Source organism: Bradyrhizobium sp. (assembly GCF_022844465.1).
In the GTDB taxonomy this organism is placed as follows: domain Bacteria; phylum Pseudomonadota; class Alphaproteobacteria; order Rhizobiales; family Xanthobacteraceae; genus Bradyrhizobium.
The window spans coordinates 38,857-57,960 of sequence record NZ_JALHLP010000010.1 but is presented as its reverse complement, the minus strand read 5'-3'; the positions used below and the strand labels follow the sequence as shown (position 1 = coordinate 57,960).

The following is a 19,104-nucleotide window of genomic DNA, read 5'->3' as shown; positions in this document are numbered from 1 at the left end:
GTGGAATCGGTCTTGCGAAAGGTTCGCACGCATGGCTCGGGCAGTCCAAACGATCCCCCCGCGGCAGCGGCTGGTTCCGTATCAGGGGCGGAAACGGGGTAGAGATCCGCCGTCTGATTTAGTCGCCGCCCCCCAGAAATCGGTTCGACCGGCTTGGCTGGAAAGCGGATTTTTCATATTGGCAGTGCTAGAAAGGGCCAGGCTGGCTACCGGGCCAGACACCGCCCAAGACGGTCCCATAGCTCAACTGGATAGAGTAACGGATTTCTACTCCGTGGGTTGCAGGTTCGAATCCTGCTGGGACCGCCAATTTCGTTCGGGACCGCTGCGAAATGTTCCCTGCATCCGATCTGGCAACAAACTCCCAGAAAGATTTCTCATGCGCATCGCCGCCTTTGCGCTCTTGACGATTGCAGCGACTTTGACCGCGCCGCCTGCGCAGGCGCAGACCTATGATCCACGCTATCCCGTCTGCCTGCAGATCTACCAGCGCTGGAACGACTATTACTTCGAATGCGGCTACACCTCGCTGGCACAGTGCAACATGTCGGCGGCGGGCCGCGCCGCCCAGTGCGTCGTCAACCCGTACTACACCGGAGGCAAGCCGCGGCGGGACCGGCGGCAGCGCCAGGTCAAGTGATGATCGCCCTCCAAGGCCGCGTTCGTAATTTCGACGTCATTATCGACTCGACTGGCATGCGGGCCTAAATTGCTCGTGTTAATTTGCTTCCGTCGCCCTGAAGAAGGATGCGGTCGTCATGCCAAAGAAGGGAATCACCGGCCACGACGATTGGGTCGTCACCGAAGCGCTGGCGACCGCGCTGGTCGCGCTCGAGCAGCTTGAACCGACCCAGCAATCGCGCCAGCAGATGGACGAGATCAAGAAGCTGTTGGCCGCCAACTGCCAGCCCGGAACCCTCAACCTGCATCTGGCGCAGGCAAAGTGCCGGCTCAATCCGCACGCCGATCGCGCCGTCGTCTATCGCGAATACGGATTTCAGGATTGGGAAGTCTGAAGCGGCGAACGCTTCGTTAACTGATTGTTAACCACGCTCCATCAGCATGCTCGGCACGGGGGACAGGTCGCAGGCCTTGGGCCCGAAGACGCCATTGAGAGATCATCCTGGGGCGGGCGCAAGGGCTCGCAGATATCCAAGGAGCCGCATCATGTCGCTACCGCGGGCACGACCCGAAGCTGGCGTGGTTTCCGAATTTTTGTCGGCGATTCTGGGGGCGTTCAGCATGGGCCTGCCAATTGCGGCGGCAATCATCTGGATCTGTTCCTGATAGCTGCCCGCCGCTCAGGCGCCGGGAAATTGAATCGCGATCTTGCCGAAATGGCCGCCTTGCTGCATGAGCCGCAGCGCCTCGGGTACCGCACCGAACGCCACGGTCCGGTCGATCACAGGCTTCATGCCATTGCGCCCGATGGCCGCGGCCATTTCCTCGAACATTCGCCGGCTTCCGACCGACAGGCCGATCACGTGCAGATTCTTTCCGAACAGGGTCGGGATGGCGATCTCCTGGGCAAAGCCGGACAGCACCCCGATGACAAGGATGGTGCCGCCCACCCGCGCGGCTTCAAGCGATTGCGGGAATGTGTCCTTGCCGCCGACCTCGACGATGTGATCGACGCCTCCGCCCGCCCAGCCGGCTGCAGCCCTGCCCCACTCGCGAACGGCGCGATAGTTGATCGTATGATCGGCGCCGAGGGCCTTGGCCCGCTCGAGTTTTTCGTCGCTTGACGAGGTCACGATGACGGCCGCGCCCGCAAGCTTGGCGAACTGCAGCGCAAAAATGGACACGCCGCCGGTGCCCTGCACCAGCACGGTCTCGCCGGGCCGCAGGTTTGCTTCGACGAACAGCGCGCGCCAGGCAGTGAGCGCGGCGCATGGCAAGGTGGCGGCTTCCAGCGATGTGAGGTGGCGCGGAACCCTGCTCACGCCCTCCGCATCGAGGACCAATACCTCCTGCAGTACGCCAGGACTCGTGCCGCCCAGCGCGAGGCGCCGGCCGGCCGCGGACGGTTTGCCGTCAAACCAGGATTGAAAGAACATGGGACAGACGTGATCGCCAACCGCGACGCGGGTGACGTTCGCGCCAACCGCCACGACCTCTCCGGCCGCATCGGAAAACGGCGTGAGCGGCAGCTTGTAGGCCCCTCCCTTTCCCAGCACGGTCAGGAGGTCCCGGTAGTTCAATGACGCAGCACGGATCCGGACCGCGACCTGGCCCGGACCCGGTACGGGTTCCGGCCGCTCTACCAGTTCCATGCCATCGATCGACCACTCCCGTGCGACCTGCCAGACCTTCATTGCCAACTACCTCGCTCCGGCGTCCCCAGATCAGGTGGATCGCGCCTTCCGTGCTTCACCTGCCGACGCCATGAATGCAATGGCTTCGATCACGCCGGACATTTGGGTCCACCACGTCCGCGCCCTCGGGCAAGGCCGATCCACAGATGAAAAAGGTGATCCGAACGCCAAACCTTGTCGTTTATTGGGAAATATCCTTGAGCGGCGCAATGACCCATGGTTTCCAAGCGATCCGGATGCTGCCAAAATCGCGTCCATCGATGGCGGGCTTCCGATCGTTCCGATTGCGCAGATACGGTAACGAAAGGCCCAAGGTAACGGTCAGGATAGCGGTGGAGTGGGCGAATTTGATCGGACGCGTCGCAGCACATGGTGACCGCGAGGCGTTCGGACGGCTGTTTGAGCATTTTGCCCCGCGCGTAAAGGGGATGATGTTGAAGGCCGGCGCCGGCAAGGACGACGCGGAAGAAATCGCGCAGGAAACCCTGCTGACGGTGTGGCGGAAGGCCGCTCAGTTTGATCCTGATACCGCCGGTGCATCGGCCTGGATTTTCACCATCGCTCGCAACCTGCGGATCGACGCAGTGAGGCGGAAAGCCCGCTCCGGTTCTATCGATTATGGCGCGGAGCTGGATTATCTCGTCGATCCGGCCGAACCGATCGATCACATGCTGGTGCGCAGCGACGAGGCCGACCGCATTGCCGCCGCGCTGTCCCGACTGTCCGAAGAGCAAACGATGGCGATCCGGCTGTCGTTCATCGAGGAGCGTCCACACTCCGAAATTGCGGAGCTGCTCGGAATACCCCTAGGCACCGTGAAATCGAGGATCAGATTGGCGATGAACCGCCTGAGAGCCCTGCTGGACGAAATCAAATGACCGTGACCCATCACCCCCCTCTGGAACTGCTGGCCGGCTTCGCAGCCGGATCGCTCGACGCCGGCGAACATCTTGTCGTCGCGGTTCATGTGGCGCGTTGCCCGGCCTGTCAGCGCTTCGTGCATGCGATCGAGGCCGTCGGCGGATCGTCCATTGATGCCGCAACTCCGGTGCCGATGAAGGCCGGCGCCTTTGAAACTGTCATGGCGCAGCTCGATCGAGCAGAACCCTCAACGGTTTCCAATCGCGTCCCCGATGACGCCGACGAGGACCATGACCTGCCGGAACTCCTCAGGCACTACCGGATCGGGCGACGCCGGCGAATTGCGCCAGGCATCATCCTTCGTCCGATCGAGTTGCCGGGAACGGCGCGATCTCGGGCGTTCCTGCTTCAATCGGCGCCGGGTACGCGCATGCTGGAGCATACCCATACTGGAACGGAACTGACATGCGTGCTGCGCGGCAGCTTCAGCCATGAAGGCGGCCAGTACGGACCTGGCGATTTTGATTTCGGCGACGACGAACTGGACCATCAACCCATCGTTGGAGCCGGCGAGCCCTGCCTTTGCCTGGTGGCGATGACGGGCGATCTGCGCATGAACGGCTTCTTCGGTCGCCTGATCAGTCCGTTCGTACGTCTCTGATTTCTCCCGGACCGCCGCCGGGACGCCGACCCCTGACCAGGTGATCCAACGGCCAAGCCAGATCGTTTCCCGAGGGAGACAAGGCTGCAGCTCCGGTGGATCAGATGAAACTCGGTCACGCAAAAAATACCGAAGCCAGGGATCATCTTTCCTCCCTGATCGCGCGCGCCGCCACCGGCGAAGACGCCGCGTTCACCGAACTCTACGCGCTCACCTACCGGAAGATGCGCAAGACCGCCTGCGCCGTGTACGCCCGCGGATCCGAAGTGGAGGACATCCTGCAGGAGGCCTATGTGAAGATCTGGCGGAGCGCGCCGAACTTCGATCCGGAGCGCTCCTCGCCAATCAGCTGGATGTCCGTCATCGTCCGCAACACCGCCATCGACGCCGCCCGCCTCAAGACGCTGCCGACCACCGATCTCGACCACGCCCTCCTTGTCGCGGAGCCGACACCGGATGCAGCGGATGCGTTCGACTACGACCGCGCCCGGCCGATCGCTGCGACCCTGCTCCGCCAGCTTCCGGACGAACGCCAGCAACTGCTGTCGCTCGCCTATATCGACGGTGAAAGCCGGCAGTCGCTGGCGGAACGATTCGGGGTACCTGTCGGCACGATCAAGACCTGGCTTCGCAGATCGCTGGAGACGGTGCGCGCGGATTGCGCCGCGTTCGGCGAACGCGAGGCGGCGGTGGTGGGCTAGTTAGCGCAGCCGCTCACGCCGGGATATCGCAGACCAGCTTGCGGGATAAGCGACCAGTTTTGGCGCATTGCCGCCCATCCGCCGCCACGCCGGCGCCAAAGTCGGCAGGGAGGATTGCTGGAACCTCGGAGGAACCGAGGTGGTCTTGCAACAGAATGTTGACGCCATGGCAGTAAATCGCCGTCGCGAAGCGCATATCGCCCCGAGATTCCAGTTCGCCGCGTTGGCGCTGACGCTGACATCATCGGCAGCGGTCGCCGACACCTTTCAGGAGAAGTGGATGGGACGGATTGCCCGCCCTCCCGCGGACAATCAGGAAGCCTCCGTCTATTGGCAGGGCACGTTGGACGCGCGCGGCAAGCGATTCAAGCCCCATGAAGTTTCCTGCGCGCACCGCACCGAGGCTTTCGGTACCATCTTCGTCGTCACCAATCTCGAAAACGGCAAGAAGATCCGGTGTCCGGTGCAGGACCGTGGCCCATATGCCCGCGGCCGTGTGCTCGATTTTTCGCTCGGCGCCGCGCGCGAGATCGGCTGCGACGGGCTCTGCCGCGTCAACGTGCGACGCGCCGGCTATGAATAGCGCCGGTCTTTCGCAAACGGCCTTGGCAGACGGCTCGCAGCGGCGTGAAACATCCGCCCGGCTCGCTTCCTGTGCTTGCGTCGGAGCGCGGATAGCCGACAATGCCGACAAATAGCCGAGCGCGCGTCTCCCTGGGGTAGGTGAAGGGGCGGCGCCCGGCTATTCGGGCCGCGCGGCGGTGCGGCCCGAATAGCAACTCATTTTTAGCTTAAAGAGATTTTAAAAGACCGTTCGACCGAGTTGATTTTTATGGAATCACCGGATTTTTCCGCCGCGAGGCGCGAAGACCTGTTCGGGAGCGAGCGCCCGCCACCACTCCGCCGCGACAACGCTCCCAGTATTCCGGAGATTGCTGGAACAAATGGGGCCACAAGCCTCGCTTGGCGCTATCGCTTATCGAACGGGATGTACTGGTGATACTCCTTCGGCACCGAACTGCGGTAGCGCGCAGGCACGGTGCCACGATCGATCGATTGATCGATCTCCTGCTTTCGCGTCATCTTGGTCGGTTTCTTTTTCTTGGGCGCCGGCTTTTCCGTGCCAGCCGCTTCCGGCGCTGCGGTGGACGACGCCGCCGTCGCCGCTCCGGCATTCGGAACGCTCTGGGCGAGTGCGGCGCATGTCGGCAAGGAAAGGAAGGCCGCAGCCGAGGCGGCCATCACGAGGCGAGACAGTTGTTGCATGGGAAGCTCCAATCGCAGCCAGATCCGCTCCGGTCGGATTCTATTACGTCCGCAGCCGCAGGCACACCGGTATTTTGGCCATGCGAACCGGCACGGCCTCGGTATTCTTTACCCGGCTACAGGTCGTGAACACCAACGCCAGCCGGCTGCACTGCCAGTCAGGCCCCAGCGCCGCGCTTGCGGCTGGCTCGGGGTGAGAAAGCCCGGCCGCGACGGTAGCGCCGGCGATCAAGGCCGCGGTCGCGGCCAGAACAAGGATTCTTCGGGTCCACCAATTGTGAGGCATGGCGGTCGCTCCAGTTGGAATGGCCCGCACCATAAGTTCACCTCGCCCTCTCCAGTGTGAGCAGGTTCACAATCGGCATCTTTTTTGGTCGCAAGCGGAGCAGCGCCGGTTCGAGGTCTCCCGCGCCTCGCCATTACGCGATGAACGCGGCATGGGCATAACTCTCGCAGTTTCATTGCCTACCCGAAGTCATTGATAGAAAATGCTGATTCTAGAATTGGCGGATTGCAAGAGGGGCCATGGACAGCCAGGAATCGGACTATGATCACGACCGGTACAAGCAATTGCTGGCGGAAGCGGTCGATGAAACCACGCGGCTCGAACTGATCGATCTCATGATCCGGGAAAGGGCGCGCGACCGGCTGCTGGCCTGGCGGGCGTCCGGTCGGGCGGCGATGGTTGCCGCGGCTGTCGCCGGAATGCTCGGGCAGCCGGCACCGCGTCCGTTCGGCCGGGATAGCTGACCAAGGGCGGAAACCGCCCAATCGCGGTCGCCAGACGCCGCTTGGCCGCTCCGCCAACCTGCGCATCCGGCCGGTCTGGACGCTGGTATTTTGCCCCGGCTTGACATACCAAAGGCGCCAGTCTGGGCCGCGGCCCGCCCACCCCCAACGCGAAAGCGACAAGGCCTCCTTCATGAGCGGATTCAAGGAACCCAGCTTCGCGGATCGCCAAAAGGCGGCGCTTGAGGCGCGGAAAACCATCCTGAACAAGTTTCGCGCCCAGCCGGGACCTGACGATCCCGAGGTGAAGCGCCGGCAGGCCGAGCGCGAAGCCCAGGCGGTCGCGCGAGCCAAGTCCAGGGAGGCCCGCGAAGCCGCCAAGGCCGAACAAAAGGCGCGCGCCGCCGTGGCCGCGGCTGAAGCCGCCGCGCTCCTTGCCCGCCAAAAGGAAGAAGAGGCCGCCCGCCTGGCCGAGCAGGAGGCCGAACAGAAGGCCAAGCGCGATGCGCGCTACGCCGCGCGCAAGGGCAAGGGCAAGAAGAAGTAGCCAAGGCGGACGTCGCGATCCCGCGTCCGACGGATGCAGGCCCGCCCCAGCAACGAGACGAGCCTGCAAGAAGAAAGCCGGACGGCTTAGTTCTTCTTCATTCCATCGTCTTTCTTCATGCCGTCCTTCATCATGCTGTCGTGCTTCATTCCGTCCTTCTTCATCGCGCCATCGTCTTTCTTCATGGCGTCCTTGGACATGGAATCCTTCTTCATGCCGTCGTCCTTGCCCATCTTGTCCTGAGCGAAGGCGGCCGGCGCAAGCGCCAGGCTGAGCGAAACAAGCGCGGCGGAAAGGCCGAAGCCAATGCGTTTCTTGGTAATCATGGATCGAACATCCCTTGGTTTGGGTGAATTTTTCAAAGCGACATCTGCCGCTTCCCCCAAAACGACGATCCCGCGGCGGGTTTTGTTACCGGAAGCGCATTGACGTCACGGTTTGTTGAAGGCGAATAAATCACCCCGGACGGCCGTGCCTGCGCCGGGCAATCCTGGATATGGGCGCGCTGGCCGCCCAAGCGACTTACTTCGCCACCCGCACCTTCGCATTCAGCGCTGCCGCCACACGGCTGAGCGGCGGGCGACCGATCAGCCGGCTCATAACGTTGGTCGCCGCGACGAGCCTGGGCAGATCGACGCCGGTGGCTACTCCCATGCCTTCCAGCATGTAGACGACATCCTCGGTCGCGACGTTGCCGGTCGCTCCGGGCGCGTAGGGACAGCCGCCGAGGCCGCCGGCGGCGGAATCGATCACCCGGCACCCCTCCTCCATCCCGGCATAGAGATTGGCCAACGCCTGCCCGTAGGTGTCATGAAAATGCATCGCGAGATTGCCCATCGGCACATGACCGCCGACCGCGCGTAGCAGATGCCGCGCCTTCACGGGCGTGCCGACGCCGATGGTGTCGCCGAGCGAGATTTCGTAACAGCCGAGATCCCACAACATCCTGGCGACGTCGACGACCGCCGCTTGCGGAATCTCGCCCTCATAGGGGCAGCCAAGCACGCAGGAAACATAACCGCGCACCCGGACGCCATCGGCCTTGGCCCGCACCAGAACCGGCTTGAAGCGCTCGATCGATTCAGCAATCGAGCAGTTGATGTTGGCGCGCGAGAAACTCTCCGACGCCGCCGCGAATACCGCGATCAACCTGGCGCCCGCAGCCTGCGACGCCTCGTATCCTTTCTCGTTCGGGACGAGTACCGGAAGTTCGCAATTCGCATGATGGCGGACACCGCGCAGCACCGCATCCGAACCCACCATCTGCGGGATAGCCTTCGGCGACACGAAGGCGCCAACCTCTACGGCTTCCAGCCCCGCGCCGATCAGCGCCTCGATGAAGGCGATCCGGTCGGCAACACTGATCGGAACCTTCTCGTTCTGCAGCCCGTCGCGCGGCCCGACCTCGACGATGCGGACCCGATCGCCCATCAGGCGGACGCCGGTTCGAGCTCGGCGAGTTCGACGCCTTCGCCGACGATGTCGCCAACCCTGCACTTGATTTTCTTCAGGACGCCGGCAAAGGGCGCGCGCAAGGTCTGCTCCATCTTCATGACTTCGAGGGTAAGGATCGCCGCCCCCTTCTCGAGCTTCGCGCCCTCCTCGGCCAACAGCGCCACGACCGTGCCCGGCAGCGGCGCCACGATCTTGTCTTCGCCGACCTGCTCCTCAGTCTCACCGCCGAACGGATCGACCCAGTGCAGGTCGAAACGACCGCCACGGGTACGCAGGTAAAGCTCGTGACCTTCGATCACGGCGATGACGCGCGACTTCATCCCGTCGAGCGTCAGGTCGAAGCCGCCGTCCTCCGCCGCCGACGTCTCGAAAGCGAATTCCCGCTCGCCGATCGACAGCACCGACGGTCCGGCGCCATATCGCAGCGTCACCTTCTGTTCGGCGCCCGTGGCCTGACGGAACACGAATACCCGCTGCCGCTCCCCGACCGGCATCCAGCCGAAGGTCTGCCATGGCGAATGCGCTTCCTTGCCCGCCGATTTCCTCTCCTCGTGAACGACGGCGGCGGCGGCGGCGCAGAATTCGAGATCGCCGGGCGCGCCCGGCGCCGTCAGCTTCGTCAGTTCACGTTCGATGAAGCCGGTATCGATGACGTTGGCGCGCACGTCCGGATGCGTCACTAGGGCCGACAGGAACGGAATGTTGGTGACGATGCCGCGAACGTCGGTCTGCTCCAGCCCGCGGTTGAGCCGCTCGATCGCGGCATGACGGGTCGGCGCCCACGCAATCACCTTGGCCAGCATGGCGTCGTAATGCGGCGACACCGCATCCCCATCCCGATAGCCGGCGTCGATCCGCAGGCCGTCCACGGCCGCGGGCGTGCGCCAGGTCCTGATCCGCCCGACCGACGGCATGAAATTCTTCTGCGGATTCTCGGCGTAGACCCGCGCCTCGATGGCGTGGCCGTTGAGCCTGATCTCGTCTTGCGCCATCGGCAGCCTTTCGCCGAACGCCACTCGCAACTGCCACTCCACCAGATCGACGCCGGTAACGAGCTCGGTCACGGGATGCTCGACCTGCAATCGCGTGTTCATCTCGATAAAGAACACCTCCTTGCCGTCGGAAACGAATTCGATGGTGCCAGCGCCGACATAGTTGACGGCCGCGGCGGCCTTGCGCGCGGCGGCGCAGACCGCCTCGCGCTGCTTGGGATCAAGGGTCGGCGATGGCGCTTCCTCGATCACCTTCTGGTGCCGGCGCTGCAGCGTGCATTCGCGCTCGAACAGCGACAGCAGGTTGCCGTGGCTGTCGCCGATGATCTGCACCTCGATGTGGCGGGGGTTCTGAACGAATTTCTCGATCAGCATACGGTCATCACCGAACGCCGCCTTGGCCTCGCGCTTGGCGCTGACGATCGCAGCCGCCAGTTCGCCGGCCGAATTGACCACGCGCATGCCGCGGCCTCCCCCACCGGCGGACGCCTTCACCAGCACGGGAAAACCGATCTTGTCAGCGGCCTTCGCCAGCACGGCCTCGTCCTGAGCCTCGCCGTGATAGCCGGGCACCAGCGGAACACCGGCCTTCTCCATCAGCACTTTGGAGCCGGACTTCGAACCCATCGCGGTCATCATTGCCGCAGTCGGGCCAACGAACACCAGCCCGGAATCCAGGCAGGCCTGTGCGAATTCGGCATTCTCCGACAGAAAGCCGTAACCGGGATGGACGGCCTCGGCGCCGGTCCGGCGCGCGGCCTCGATCACGCGCTCGATATTGAGATAGCTGTCGCGCGCCCGTGCAGGTCCAAGCAATACCGCCTCGTCCGCCATCGCGACATGCATGGCGTCGCGGTCGGCCTCCGAGTAGACGGCGACCGTGCGCAGGCCCATGCCTCGGGCGGAACGGATGACGCGGCAGGCGATCTCGCCGCGGTTGGCGATCAGGAGGGTGTGAAAACGCCGATAGAGTTTTGAGCGGTCCATCATCACATCCTGAACAGGCCGAACCTGGTCGCTTCGATCGGCGCGTTGGCCGCGGCCGACAACCCAAGCCCGAGCACCAGCCGCGTGTCGGCGGGGTCGATCACCCCGTCATCCCACAGCCGCGCTGTTGCGTAATAAGGATTGCCCTGGCTTTCGTACTGCGCGCGGATCGGTGCGCGAAACTTGTCCTCTTCCTCGGCCGACCAGCTTTCGCCCTTGGCCTCGATATTGTCGCGACGGACCTGGCTCAACACCATCGCGGCCTGCTCGCCGCCCATCACGGAGACGCGCGCGTTCGGCCACATCCACAGGAAACGCGGGCTATAGGCCCGGCCACTCATCCCGTAATTTCCGGCGCCATAAGAGCCGCCGATCACCACGGTGAATTTCGGCACGCCGGCGGTCGCAACCGCCGTCACCAGCTTGGCGCCGTCGCGTGCGATGCCGCCGGCCTCGTACTTCTTGCCAACCATGAAGCCGGTGATGTTCTGCAGGAACACCAGCGGGATACCGCGCTGGCAGCACAGTTCGATGAAATGCGCGCCCTTCAGCGAGCTCTCGCTGAACAAGATACCGTTGTTGGCGATGATGCCGACCGGATAGCCCCAGATGTGGGCGAATCCGCAGATCAGCGTCGTGCCGTAGAGCTTCTTGAACTCGTCGAATTCGGAGCCATCGACGACCCTTGCGATGATATCGCGCACGTCGAACGGCTTGCGGCCGTCGGCGGAAACCACGCCGTAAATCTCTTCCGCCGGAAACAGCGGCTGACGTGGCTCGCGCATATTGAGCGCGGCGCGCGTCGGCGGTTTCAGCGTGCCGACGATGCGCCGGGCAATCCCGATCGCATGGGCATCATTCTGCGCATAGTGGTCGGTGACTCCGGACTGGCGCGAATGCACGTCGGCGCCGCCGAGTTCCTCGGCCGTCACCACCTCCCCGGTCGCAGCCTTCACCAGCGGCGGGCCACCGAGGAAAATCGTGCCTTGATTGCGCACGATGATGCTCTCGTCCGACATCGCCGGCACATAGGCGCCGCCGGCGGTGCAGGATCCCATCACGATCGCAATCTGGGGAATGCCCTGCGACGACATCTGCGCCTGGTTGTAAAAGATGCGGCCGAAATGCCGCTCGTCCGGAAAGATCTCGTCCTGCATCGGCAGGAAGGCGCCGCCGGAATCGACCATGTAGATGCAGGGCAGATTGTTCTGCCGGGCGATATCCTGCGCGCGCAGATGCTTCTTCACCGTCAGGGGATAATAGGTGCCCCCCTTAATGGTCGCGTCATTGGCGACAACAACGCATTCGCGGCCCGAAATCCGTCCAACCCCGGTGATGACGCTGGCGGAGTGGACGTCGCCACCATAGAGGCCATGGGCGGCGAGCGGCGACAGTTCGAGAAAGGCTGTGCCGGGATCGACCAGGAGGTCGACACGCTCGCGCGCCAGCATCTTGCCGCGCGCAGTATGCCGCTTGCGCGACGTCTCCCCACCGCCGCCGGACACCACCTTGAGTTTTTCGCGAAGCTCGGCCACCAAACTGCGCATCGCCTCGGCGTTGCGGGCAAAGTCGGGAGAGTTGGGATCGATGGTGGAATGAAGCGGCATGATCGACGGTTTCTTTGGATGCAGAAGAGCCGGTGGGAGTGCTGCAAGCCAGTCGGGAACAGCTTGGACACGCGCAGCCTGTACCATCTTTGCCTCAATGTGAAGCTCGGACGGCCGGTCGGTCGGGTGGAGGTCGGCTCTACCTTACCCGGCGAGGCAAGACGACCGATGGCCCCAGCCTGCTAATGGGTCCAGGGCTCGACGCGCCTGAAGGCGAAATTGTCGGCATAGGCCGCCGGCCGTCGGACCGGATCCTTGGGCTCGATCACCTGATAGGGGATGCCCTTGCGTTCGCAATAGGCGATCGCGTCTTCCCTGGTCTCGAAATGCAGGGTGAGCTGCTGCTTCATGTCACTCGAAGAGGTCCAGCCCATTAGGGGCTCGATCGCCCGCGGCTGCTCCGGCTCGTAGTCGAGCTGCCATTCCCGGGTCGTGGCCTTGCCCGATTGCATCGCGTTCTTGGCCGGCCTAAAAATGCGAGCGGTCATGGCTTGGGCGGTCCTCGGCGGAGAGCAAAACGGAAGCGGTGGTGGAACAAGCCGGGATAGTATAGAGACAGCCGGCTGGCGCTTGACAGGTGATTCCAGAAACTGGGGGCGTATCGTTTCCGCGTTGGTATAGTCATTTGGCCGTACTGTGACAATCCCGGGCTTTCCCTCGACCCGTTTCCGCCGCACGACCTTTGCCTAGGCTTGAACACGAAACCGCAGCCATGAAAATCAACGCCACCCTGCCGGAAAAAGGACGCGACCTCAGGCTCGACCTGTTTCGCGGCGTCGCGAACTGGGCGATCTACCTCGATCACATCCCGAACAACGTCGTGAACTGGATTACAACTCGAAATTACGGCTTCAGCGACGCCGCCGACCTGTTCGTATTCATATCCGGCTACACGGCTTCTTTTGTCTACGCCCGGATGATGCTGGAGCGCGGCTTCGTCGTGGGCGCCACGCGGCTGACCAAGCGCGTCTGGCAACTCTACGTCGCCCACGTTGTCCTGTTTGTCATCTATATCGCCTCGATCAGCTATCTGGCGCTCCGCTTCGGCGATTCCGAACTGGTGAACGAGTTCAACGTTGTTGGCCTGGTGGATAACGCCACCGAAACGCTGCGGCAGGGTCTGTTCCTGAAGTTCAAGCCCGTCAATCTGGACGTGCTGCCTCTCTATATCGTGCTGATGGGACTATTCCCGCCGGTGCTGTGGCTGATGCTGCGGCAGCCCAACTGGACCATGGTAGCGGCCATCGTGCTGTGGTTGGCGTCCCGTCAAACCGGATGGAACCTGCCCGCCTACCCGACCGGCACGTGGTATTTCAATCCGTTCGCCTGGCAGGTGTTGTTCGTATTCGGCTCGTGGTGCGCGCTCGGCGGCGCACAGAAGTCGAGGGCCTTGGTCATGCACCCGGCCACCCTGTGGTTCTGCATCGCCTACATGATCCTCGCGCTGGTCATGACCATGGCGGGCACCTTTCCGGATGTAGGCGCCATGTTCCCGAAATGGCTCTATTCCACCTTCAATCCAAACGACAAGACCAATCTGGCCCCCTATCGATTCCTGCATTTCGTCGTGCTTGTCATTCTCGTCATCCGCTTTGTGCCGAAGGAATGGCCGGGCCTGGAGTGGAAGGTTTTCGATCCGCTGGTCGTCTGTGGCCAGCAGTCGCTCGCGGTATTCTGCGTCGGCGTGTTCCTGTCCTTTGTCGCGCATTTCCTGCTGTCGGTAAGCTCGGGCTCGCTGCTCGCGCAGATTTTCGTCAGCGTGGCCGGTATCGCGATCATGACGGCGGTCGCCTACTACATCTCCTGGTCGAAGCGGCAGGACAAGCCGCTGCCGAAGACGCCCGTTCCGAAGGCCGCCTGAGCGGCTTTCGGATGGGCCGCGGCTTCGTTCAGGCTGGCTGCGCGGTCGAGGCCACCAGCGTTCGCACGTCGGCGTAGACCGTGACCAGCGGTGCAACGACCCGGTGCATCGCCGTCTTCGATACCATCATGTCGTGCATGACCAGATGATCGATTCCCGTGGTCAAGAAGCAACTCACGGCATCGCCAGGCGTTTCCACGATCGGCTCGCCTTTGATGTTGAATGACGTGTTGATCAGCACCGGAACGCCGGTCAGCGCCTCGAACTCCTTCAGCAGCCGGTAAAGCATCGGATTGGTCGCTTCGCGGACGGTCTGGACGCGCGCGGTGCCGTCGACATGCACGATCGCCGGAATCCTGTCGCGCCATTCAGGCCGAACCGGCTTGGCGATCAGCATGAAGGGCGAGTCCTCGTCGCCTTCAAAGACATCCTTCATGCGTTCGGCCAGAACGATCGGCGCGAAGGGCCGAAACGCCTGCCGGTGCTTGACGCGGCTGTTCAGGATGTCCTTCATTTCGGGCTTGCGCGGATCAGCCAGCAGGGAGCGGTTGCCCAACGCGCGCGGACCAAACTCCGAGCGGTCCTGAAACCAGCCGATCACGCGCTGGTCGGCGAGCAGCCTGGCGGTGTCGCGGCACACATTGTCGCTGCGCCTGGCCTCAACCTGAATGCGGACCAGAACTTTTCGCAACGCGGAGTCGATGTCCTGACTGTCATAGCGCTTGCCGACGTAGGAATGTTCCATCACAAAGGAACGGCGCCGTTCCAGAATCTCCAGCCAGCCATAATAAGCGCAGCCGATCGCAATGCCATCATCGCCCGCCGCGGGCTGGATCCAGACATTGTCGAAGCCGGCTTCGCGGGCGACCCGCCCGTTCGCCACGCAATTCAGCGCGACGCCCCCGGCCATGCAGAGATTTTTGGCGCCGGTGGTTTCACGCAGCCAGCGGGCACGGGCCAGCAGCACGCTTTCGGTATCGTCCTGCGTACGCCAGGCCAGATCCTCCCAGTGGCGCATCGAGGGGCTGCGCTCCCAATTGCTGCCGGCATCGGCAACGTAAGGCTCCCTGAATTCGGCGGTCCAGGGCGGAACATGGAGCTTGCCGTCGCTCAATTCCAGCAAGGGTCTGACCTGGTCGCGGCGGCCATAGGGCGCCAGTCCCATCAACTCGCCGCACTTGTTCCAGTCGCCAAAAATGTAGGTCGATGCGCGGCTGTAGAGCGCGCCAAGACCGGGCATGTTGTAGAATTCATCGCTCAGAAAGCCGCGGTCCGGCTCCATCCAGACCTTTTTCAGGCATTCCAGTCTGGTCCCGTTGAACTTGTAATAGCTCTCGGACTCGCGCGCGAGCGGCGTCGCGGTGTCACCGGGCGGATATGCCTCCATGACGTCGGAGGCGTAACTGCCGACGCCATCGACGATCATCACGACGCCCTGCTCGAACGGCGATACCGCAAACGCGCTGTAGGCGTGCGCCAGATGATGGGAGATCGTGACAACCTTGTCCGATCGCGACCGGTACAGCGGATGCTTGGCCGCGTCGCCCCGCTCGAAATCGGGGAGAAAGCCCGGCGCGTCGAAATAGACCAGCCGTTCCTCCATTTCCGGAACCGGCAGGATGTAGCAATTGCGGACAACCAGATCGATATCGTCGAGCGTGATTCCTTCGGCCTCAAGGCAATAGTCGATCACTTCCTTGTAGAATCCCGATGCATGCTTGGCCCGCGTGATCCGCTCCTTGGCGATCGCAAACGCGATGGCGCCGTCGCGCAGCAAGCAGGCGCTCACGTCGTGATCATAGGTGTTCAGGCCAAGGACATAGGTGTGCTTCTTCATCATGATACTCTTCGTGGCGGATAGGTCTTGCGACAAAAATGGAGAGATCGTGTCAACATCGGGTTGCGGGTGAGGCTTTATCGCAGGGGTTACAGGTTGGTTCCGCGGCGCGCGATCTTCGACGTTCAGGAAGATGAACAGGACCACCCGCTGGTTTGCGAAAATCGGGACTATAACTTGACCCTACTCTCCCTCATCCATAGAATCCAAAACCGGTTGATAACCTTGGCAATACACTGCCGCAGCACTTGAGCCGAAGTGCTTCCAAGCGCATCGCGATGAAACCGCGAGATTTCTTGAAACTGATCGGGAGACCATTGGATGACCCAACGCTACAATATCCTGACCCGCTGCCTCGCCGCGTTGGCGTTGTTGTTCGTCTACGCCGTCAGCACATCCGCAATTCTCGTGGGTGGAGCGACCACCTCTGCCGAGGCGCGCGGCGGTCGGGGCAGAGGCCGGGGCCGAGGTTATGCGCGCGGCCGCGGCCGCGGACGGGGCTATGGACGAGGCTATGGCTACTATGGCGTCCCATTCATTGTTCGGCCCAGTCCCCGCTGCTGGTGGAATGCCTATGGCCAACGTGTCTGCAGGTGGTAACAGCGGCAATTCCCCGGCCGAAAATTTGATACAGGATGTATGACGGCGCGTCGGAAAGCCGGCGCGCCTTTAACTATTCGCGTTGTCTTTTTTGGCTCCGATTGTCATAGCCAACCGGCATGATCAGCCGTCCAGAATGGCGACCGCCCGGGTCCAGCCCGCAGAGGCGCCCTCGATCTTCACCGGGAAGCACGACACCATGAAGCCGGTAGGCGGCAATTGCTCGAGATTGTGCAGCTTCTCGATGTGGCAATAACCGATATGCCGCCCGGCCTTGTGGCCTTCCCAGATCAGGCTGGCATCGCCCGTCTCGGCATACTTCTTCGCGGTGTAGATGAACGGCGCGTCCCAACTCCAGCCGTCGATGCCGGTCAGCCGCACACCGCGCTCCAGCAGGTACATCGTCGCCTCGTATCCCATGCCGCAGCCTGAGGTGACGTAGTCCTGGCGGCCATACTTGACCCCGGCGCTGGTGTTGACCACGACGATTTCCAGCGGCGACAGCGTATGGCCGATCCGCTTCAACTCGGCTTCGACATCGGCGGCGGTGGCGACATAGCCATCGTCGAAATGCCGGAAGTCAAGCTTGACGCCGGGCTGCAGGCACCATTCCAGCGGCACCTCGTCGATGGTCCAGGCGCGCTCGCCGCGGTTCATGGTGGGATGGAAATGCCAGGGCGCATCGAGATGCGTGCCGTTATGGGTGGATAGCTGCACCTGCTCGACCGCCCAGCCCTGCCCGTCCGGCAGGTCTTCCGCCTTCAGGCCCTCGAAGAATCCGAGCATTCGCGGCAATCCTTGCTGATGGTCGATGTACTGGATGGTCGGATGCCCGCCCGGCGGATCAGCAGGCACGTCGTTCTGCAGGGGAACGGAGATGTCGATCAATCTGCGCGCCATGGCGTTTCCTCGTTCTTCTTCCTTGATCAATCGGTCCTGCGAGCACCCAGCGCAAGTCTCACGCGCCGCGGGCCTAGCCCGCGCAAGATCGCCGGGGTCGCTAGGCAAGGATTTCCGTGCGGGTCGGAAAAGCGCGACCTTGTCATGGTAATTGGAATCTTTCGATCACATCAACATGCTGATTTCGTACGCCAATGAAAATGGCACGGCGGATGCAACTTACCAGCCGTGACCAGTCGGTCACAACTTCGCAACTGAACAACTGGGACTTCTGTGATGATGATCAGCCTCCTAGAAGAGGTGGCTTCCTTTGCCGCTATCTTTCTCTTCGTTACGGCGCTCGCATTCTGGTCAAACATTCTATCCGCGATCTAGTTTGACGAAATGCAAGGGGCGTTCGGATCGCTGAAAGCTTCCGGACGCCCTTCGAAGAGAGATCTAGCCGTGTTGCGGTTCGACGCGCCATTCCTGAGAAACCAGCTCGAGCCGTCGCGCAAGCTCGCGTGGCGCTATCGCCGGGACGCGCGGTCGGGCACCGGAGATGATGGCGCGCTGGTTCCGATATCCTGCGGCCAGCCCTGCAGCGCGCGAGACCGCCGCTTCGCCATGCGCGCGAGATAGCCGAGCGCGAGCGCGATCGATTGGCGGAACGCCTTGAGGCTGAAGGTGAACAGGACTTCGTGATGCCTCATTCCCTTTCCGCCCTTGACCAAACCGAGATCGCGAATGATGCAGTAAGTCCCGCTGCTCATGCGGGCAAATTTCGTATCCTGAAAATGATTGCGCATACGCGACAGCATGCTCGCAGCATGCACCGTCTGCCGATTCCGTCAATCCTGACGGCCAGGGAACCGGATGCGAGGAACTCCGATACTGTCAGCGCGAAGTTGTCGCCGCGGCGTCGAGCGCTACGCTTGCGCGGGCTCTAACCGGATGCGGCCACGCACCCGCCCGGTGATCGCTCATCTGCGCGTTCGGCGCATCCGCAAAGCGCTCCAATATCTGGATTCGAATTTCCTCGGCGATGGGGCCCTCGACCCGGCGCATCCGGTTCCAGAGCCGGATGATTTCGCGTTGCTTCTTCACATCCATGGGTCACCACCTCTCGATGTGACTTAGAACATAACACGAACGCGATTTCAACTTGGTTGGCGAGGTTGCGAGAAACTTGGTCGGGGCAGCTGGATTCGAACCAACGACCTGCAGTACCCAAAACTGCCGCGCTACCAGGCTGCGCTATACCCCGATTTGGTGCTGGAGAGGCGTCGATACACGCTTAGACCGCAACCTTCAAGGCGATGGCCGTCAGGGCTCAGCGTTTATTGAACAGCGGGTGCGCGACCCGGTCCCCGGGCTGGATGCCGTATTTTTGCGCGGTACCGGCGATAACCTCGAGCACCCCTTTGGCCAACCCGCCTGAGGAGATGATCTTGGTGGACAGCGGCTCGGTATTCTCGGCGATCCGCAGGATGCGGCCGTCGGCGCGGATGAAAATCATGTCCAGCGAGATGTAGGTGTTCTTCATCCACATCGATATCTGCTGCTCCGGCGAGAAATCGAACAGCATGCCTTTGCCGTCAGGCAGTTCCCTGCGGTGCATCAGCCCGGTCTGCCGTTCCTCCTCGGTCGTCGCCATCTCGACCGAAAACACGTGCACGCCTGATTTGGTAACAATCTCAAGCGGCTGAACGCTCGCGGCCTGTACAATGGACTCGTGGCTGGGGCTGACCAGCATGCCAAATGCGGCAACCAGCGACATCATCAGGCAGCGCACGCGCCGCCGCG

The 19,104-nt window shown here is 62.6% G+C and carries 22 protein-coding genes and 2 tRNA genes; 10 read left to right on the top strand and 14 right to left on the bottom strand.

Translation table 11 applies throughout. The annotated features are described in order from the left end of the window. Nucleotides 1-232 precede the first annotated feature (232 nt). From Q0D31_RS16230 to Q0D31_RS16220, 3 genes are all read left to right on the top strand, one after another. Nucleotides 233-309, top strand: a tRNA-Arg gene (locus Q0D31_RS16230). Between the two features lie 70 nt (nucleotides 310-379). After that, complete coding sequence (locus Q0D31_RS16225; RefSeq protein ID WP_291853029.1) at nucleotides 380-640, top strand: DUF3551 domain-containing protein; 261 nt, start codon at nucleotides 380-382, stop codon at nucleotides 638-640. 118 nt (nucleotides 641-758) lie between these two features. Then, entirely contained in the window at nucleotides 759-1,016 is a 258-nt protein-coding gene (locus tag Q0D31_RS16220; protein ID WP_291853026.1) for a hypothetical protein, read from the top strand. Between the two features lie 285 nt (nucleotides 1,017-1,301). Here the strand turns inward: Q0D31_RS16220 and Q0D31_RS16215 are convergent, their stop codons facing one another. Next, nucleotides 1,302-2,315, bottom strand: a complete 1,014-nt coding sequence (locus Q0D31_RS16215) for an NAD(P)-dependent alcohol dehydrogenase (RefSeq protein ID WP_291853023.1) — start codon at nucleotides 2,313-2,315, stop codon at nucleotides 1,302-1,304. A 332-nt stretch (nucleotides 2,316-2,647) separates the two neighbouring features. Between Q0D31_RS16215 and Q0D31_RS16210 the strand changes: the two genes are divergently transcribed. The 4 genes from Q0D31_RS16210 to Q0D31_RS16195 all read left to right on the top strand — a co-directional run bounded on the left by Q0D31_RS16210 (nucleotide 2,648) and on the right by Q0D31_RS16195 (nucleotide 5,121). After that, on the top strand, nucleotides 2,648-3,193 hold the full coding sequence (locus Q0D31_RS16210; protein ID WP_291853209.1) for a sigma-70 family RNA polymerase sigma factor: 546 nt from the start codon (nucleotides 2,648-2,650) through the stop codon (nucleotides 3,191-3,193). Continuing rightward, nucleotides 3,190-3,837 carry a ChrR family anti-sigma-E factor gene (locus Q0D31_RS16205; protein WP_291853020.1) on the top strand — a complete coding sequence of 216 codons (648 nt, stop codon included), beginning with the start codon at nucleotides 3,190-3,192 and terminating at the stop codon, nucleotides 3,835-3,837. Before Q0D31_RS16210 ends, Q0D31_RS16205 begins: the two co-directional genes overlap by 4 nt. 104 nt (nucleotides 3,838-3,941) lie before the next feature. Further along, nucleotides 3,942-4,538: a sigma-70 family RNA polymerase sigma factor gene (locus Q0D31_RS16200; RefSeq protein ID WP_291853017.1), complete on the top strand. Its 597-nt coding sequence runs from the start codon at nucleotides 3,942-3,944 to the stop codon at nucleotides 4,536-4,538. A gap of 166 nt (nucleotides 4,539-4,704) precedes the next feature. Further along, nucleotides 4,705-5,121 (top strand): septal ring lytic transglycosylase RlpA family protein, encoded by a 417-nt coding sequence (locus tag Q0D31_RS16195; RefSeq protein WP_291853014.1) that lies wholly within the window; start codon nucleotides 4,705-4,707, stop codon nucleotides 5,119-5,121. A gap of 386 nt (nucleotides 5,122-5,507) precedes the next feature. On the opposite strand, the gene Q0D31_RS16190 is transcribed toward Q0D31_RS16195, so the two are convergent. Together Q0D31_RS16190 and Q0D31_RS16185 are read right to left on the bottom strand one after the other, a co-directional pair. Further along, entirely contained in the window at nucleotides 5,508-5,804 is a 297-nt protein-coding gene (locus Q0D31_RS16190) for a hypothetical protein (protein WP_291853011.1), read from the bottom strand. A gap of 43 nt (nucleotides 5,805-5,847) precedes the next feature. Further along, nucleotides 5,848-6,090, bottom strand: a complete 243-nt coding sequence (locus Q0D31_RS16185) for a hypothetical protein (RefSeq protein ID WP_291853008.1) — start codon at nucleotides 6,088-6,090, stop codon at nucleotides 5,848-5,850. A 239-nt stretch (nucleotides 6,091-6,329) separates the two neighbouring features. Between Q0D31_RS16185 and Q0D31_RS16180 the strand changes: the two genes are divergently transcribed. Both Q0D31_RS16180 and Q0D31_RS16175 read left to right on the top strand, forming a co-directional pair. Beyond that, the gene (locus Q0D31_RS16180; protein WP_291853004.1) at nucleotides 6,330-6,554 is read left to right on the top strand and encodes a hypothetical protein; all 225 of its coding nucleotides are present in this window, start codon (nucleotides 6,330-6,332) and stop codon (nucleotides 6,552-6,554) included. A gap of 172 nt (nucleotides 6,555-6,726) precedes the next feature. Next, entirely contained in the window at nucleotides 6,727-7,080 is a 354-nt protein-coding gene (locus tag Q0D31_RS16175) for a DUF6481 family protein (protein ID WP_291853001.1), read from the top strand. A gap of 86 nt (nucleotides 7,081-7,166) precedes the next feature. On the opposite strand, the gene Q0D31_RS16170 is transcribed toward Q0D31_RS16175, so the two are convergent. From Q0D31_RS16170 to Q0D31_RS16150, 5 genes are all read right to left on the bottom strand, one after another. After that, a complete protein-coding gene (locus Q0D31_RS16170; RefSeq protein ID WP_291852998.1) occupies nucleotides 7,167-7,406 on the bottom strand; it encodes a pentapeptide MXKDX repeat protein in 240 nt (79 codons plus the stop codon). 196 nt (nucleotides 7,407-7,602) lie between these two features. Continuing rightward, on the bottom strand, nucleotides 7,603-8,511 hold the full coding sequence (locus tag Q0D31_RS16165) for a hydroxymethylglutaryl-CoA lyase (RefSeq protein ID WP_291852994.1): 909 nt from the start codon (nucleotides 8,509-8,511) through the stop codon (nucleotides 7,603-7,605). Next, on the bottom strand, nucleotides 8,511-10,514 hold the full coding sequence (locus Q0D31_RS16160; RefSeq protein WP_291852991.1) for an acetyl-CoA carboxylase biotin carboxylase subunit: 2,004 nt from the start codon (nucleotides 10,512-10,514) through the stop codon (nucleotides 8,511-8,513). The genes Q0D31_RS16165 and Q0D31_RS16160 overlap by 1 nt, the downstream gene beginning before the upstream one ends. A gap of 2 nt (nucleotides 10,515-10,516) precedes the next feature. After that, nucleotides 10,517-12,121 (bottom strand): carboxyl transferase domain-containing protein, encoded by a 1,605-nt coding sequence (locus Q0D31_RS16155; protein ID WP_291852988.1) that lies wholly within the window; start codon nucleotides 12,119-12,121, stop codon nucleotides 10,517-10,519. A gap of 182 nt (nucleotides 12,122-12,303) precedes the next feature. Further along, a complete protein-coding gene (locus Q0D31_RS16150; protein WP_291852987.1) occupies nucleotides 12,304-12,609 on the bottom strand; it encodes an ETC complex I subunit in 306 nt (101 codons plus the stop codon). Nucleotides 12,610-12,833: 224 nt separating this feature from the next. Between Q0D31_RS16150 and Q0D31_RS16145 the strand changes: the two genes are divergently transcribed. Next, nucleotides 12,834-13,982, top strand: coding sequence for an OpgC domain-containing protein (locus Q0D31_RS16145; protein WP_291852984.1), 1,149 nt, complete (start codon nucleotides 12,834-12,836; stop codon nucleotides 13,980-13,982). Nucleotides 13,983-14,010: 28 nt separating this feature from the next. On the opposite strand, the gene Q0D31_RS16140 is transcribed toward Q0D31_RS16145, so the two are convergent. The 6 genes from Q0D31_RS16140 to Q0D31_RS16115 form a co-directional block, all read right to left on the bottom strand. After that, complete coding sequence (locus Q0D31_RS16140) at nucleotides 14,011-15,822, bottom strand: carbamoyltransferase C-terminal domain-containing protein (protein ID WP_291852981.1); 1,812 nt, start codon at nucleotides 15,820-15,822, stop codon at nucleotides 14,011-14,013. Between the two features lie 720 nt (nucleotides 15,823-16,542). Next, on the bottom strand, nucleotides 16,543-17,319 hold the full coding sequence (locus Q0D31_RS16135) for a cyclase family protein (protein WP_291852979.1): 777 nt from the start codon (nucleotides 17,317-17,319) through the stop codon (nucleotides 16,543-16,545). A gap of 509 nt (nucleotides 17,320-17,828) precedes the next feature. Next, on the bottom strand, nucleotides 17,829-18,071 hold the full coding sequence (locus tag Q0D31_RS16130; RefSeq protein ID WP_291852977.1) for a hypothetical protein: 243 nt from the start codon (nucleotides 18,069-18,071) through the stop codon (nucleotides 17,829-17,831). A 124-nt stretch (nucleotides 18,072-18,195) separates the two neighbouring features. Then, nucleotides 18,196-18,411 carry a hypothetical protein gene (locus tag Q0D31_RS16125; RefSeq protein ID WP_291853225.1) on the bottom strand — a complete coding sequence of 72 codons (216 nt, stop codon included), beginning with the start codon at nucleotides 18,409-18,411 and terminating at the stop codon, nucleotides 18,196-18,198. A gap of 77 nt (nucleotides 18,412-18,488) precedes the next feature. Continuing rightward, nucleotides 18,489-18,565 (bottom strand) — tRNA-Pro (locus Q0D31_RS16120). A 66-nt stretch (nucleotides 18,566-18,631) separates the two neighbouring features. Next, complete coding sequence (locus Q0D31_RS16115; RefSeq protein WP_291852974.1) at nucleotides 18,632-19,078, bottom strand: DUF192 domain-containing protein; 447 nt, start codon at nucleotides 19,076-19,078, stop codon at nucleotides 18,632-18,634. Between the last annotated feature and the right edge of the window lie 26 nt (nucleotides 19,079-19,104).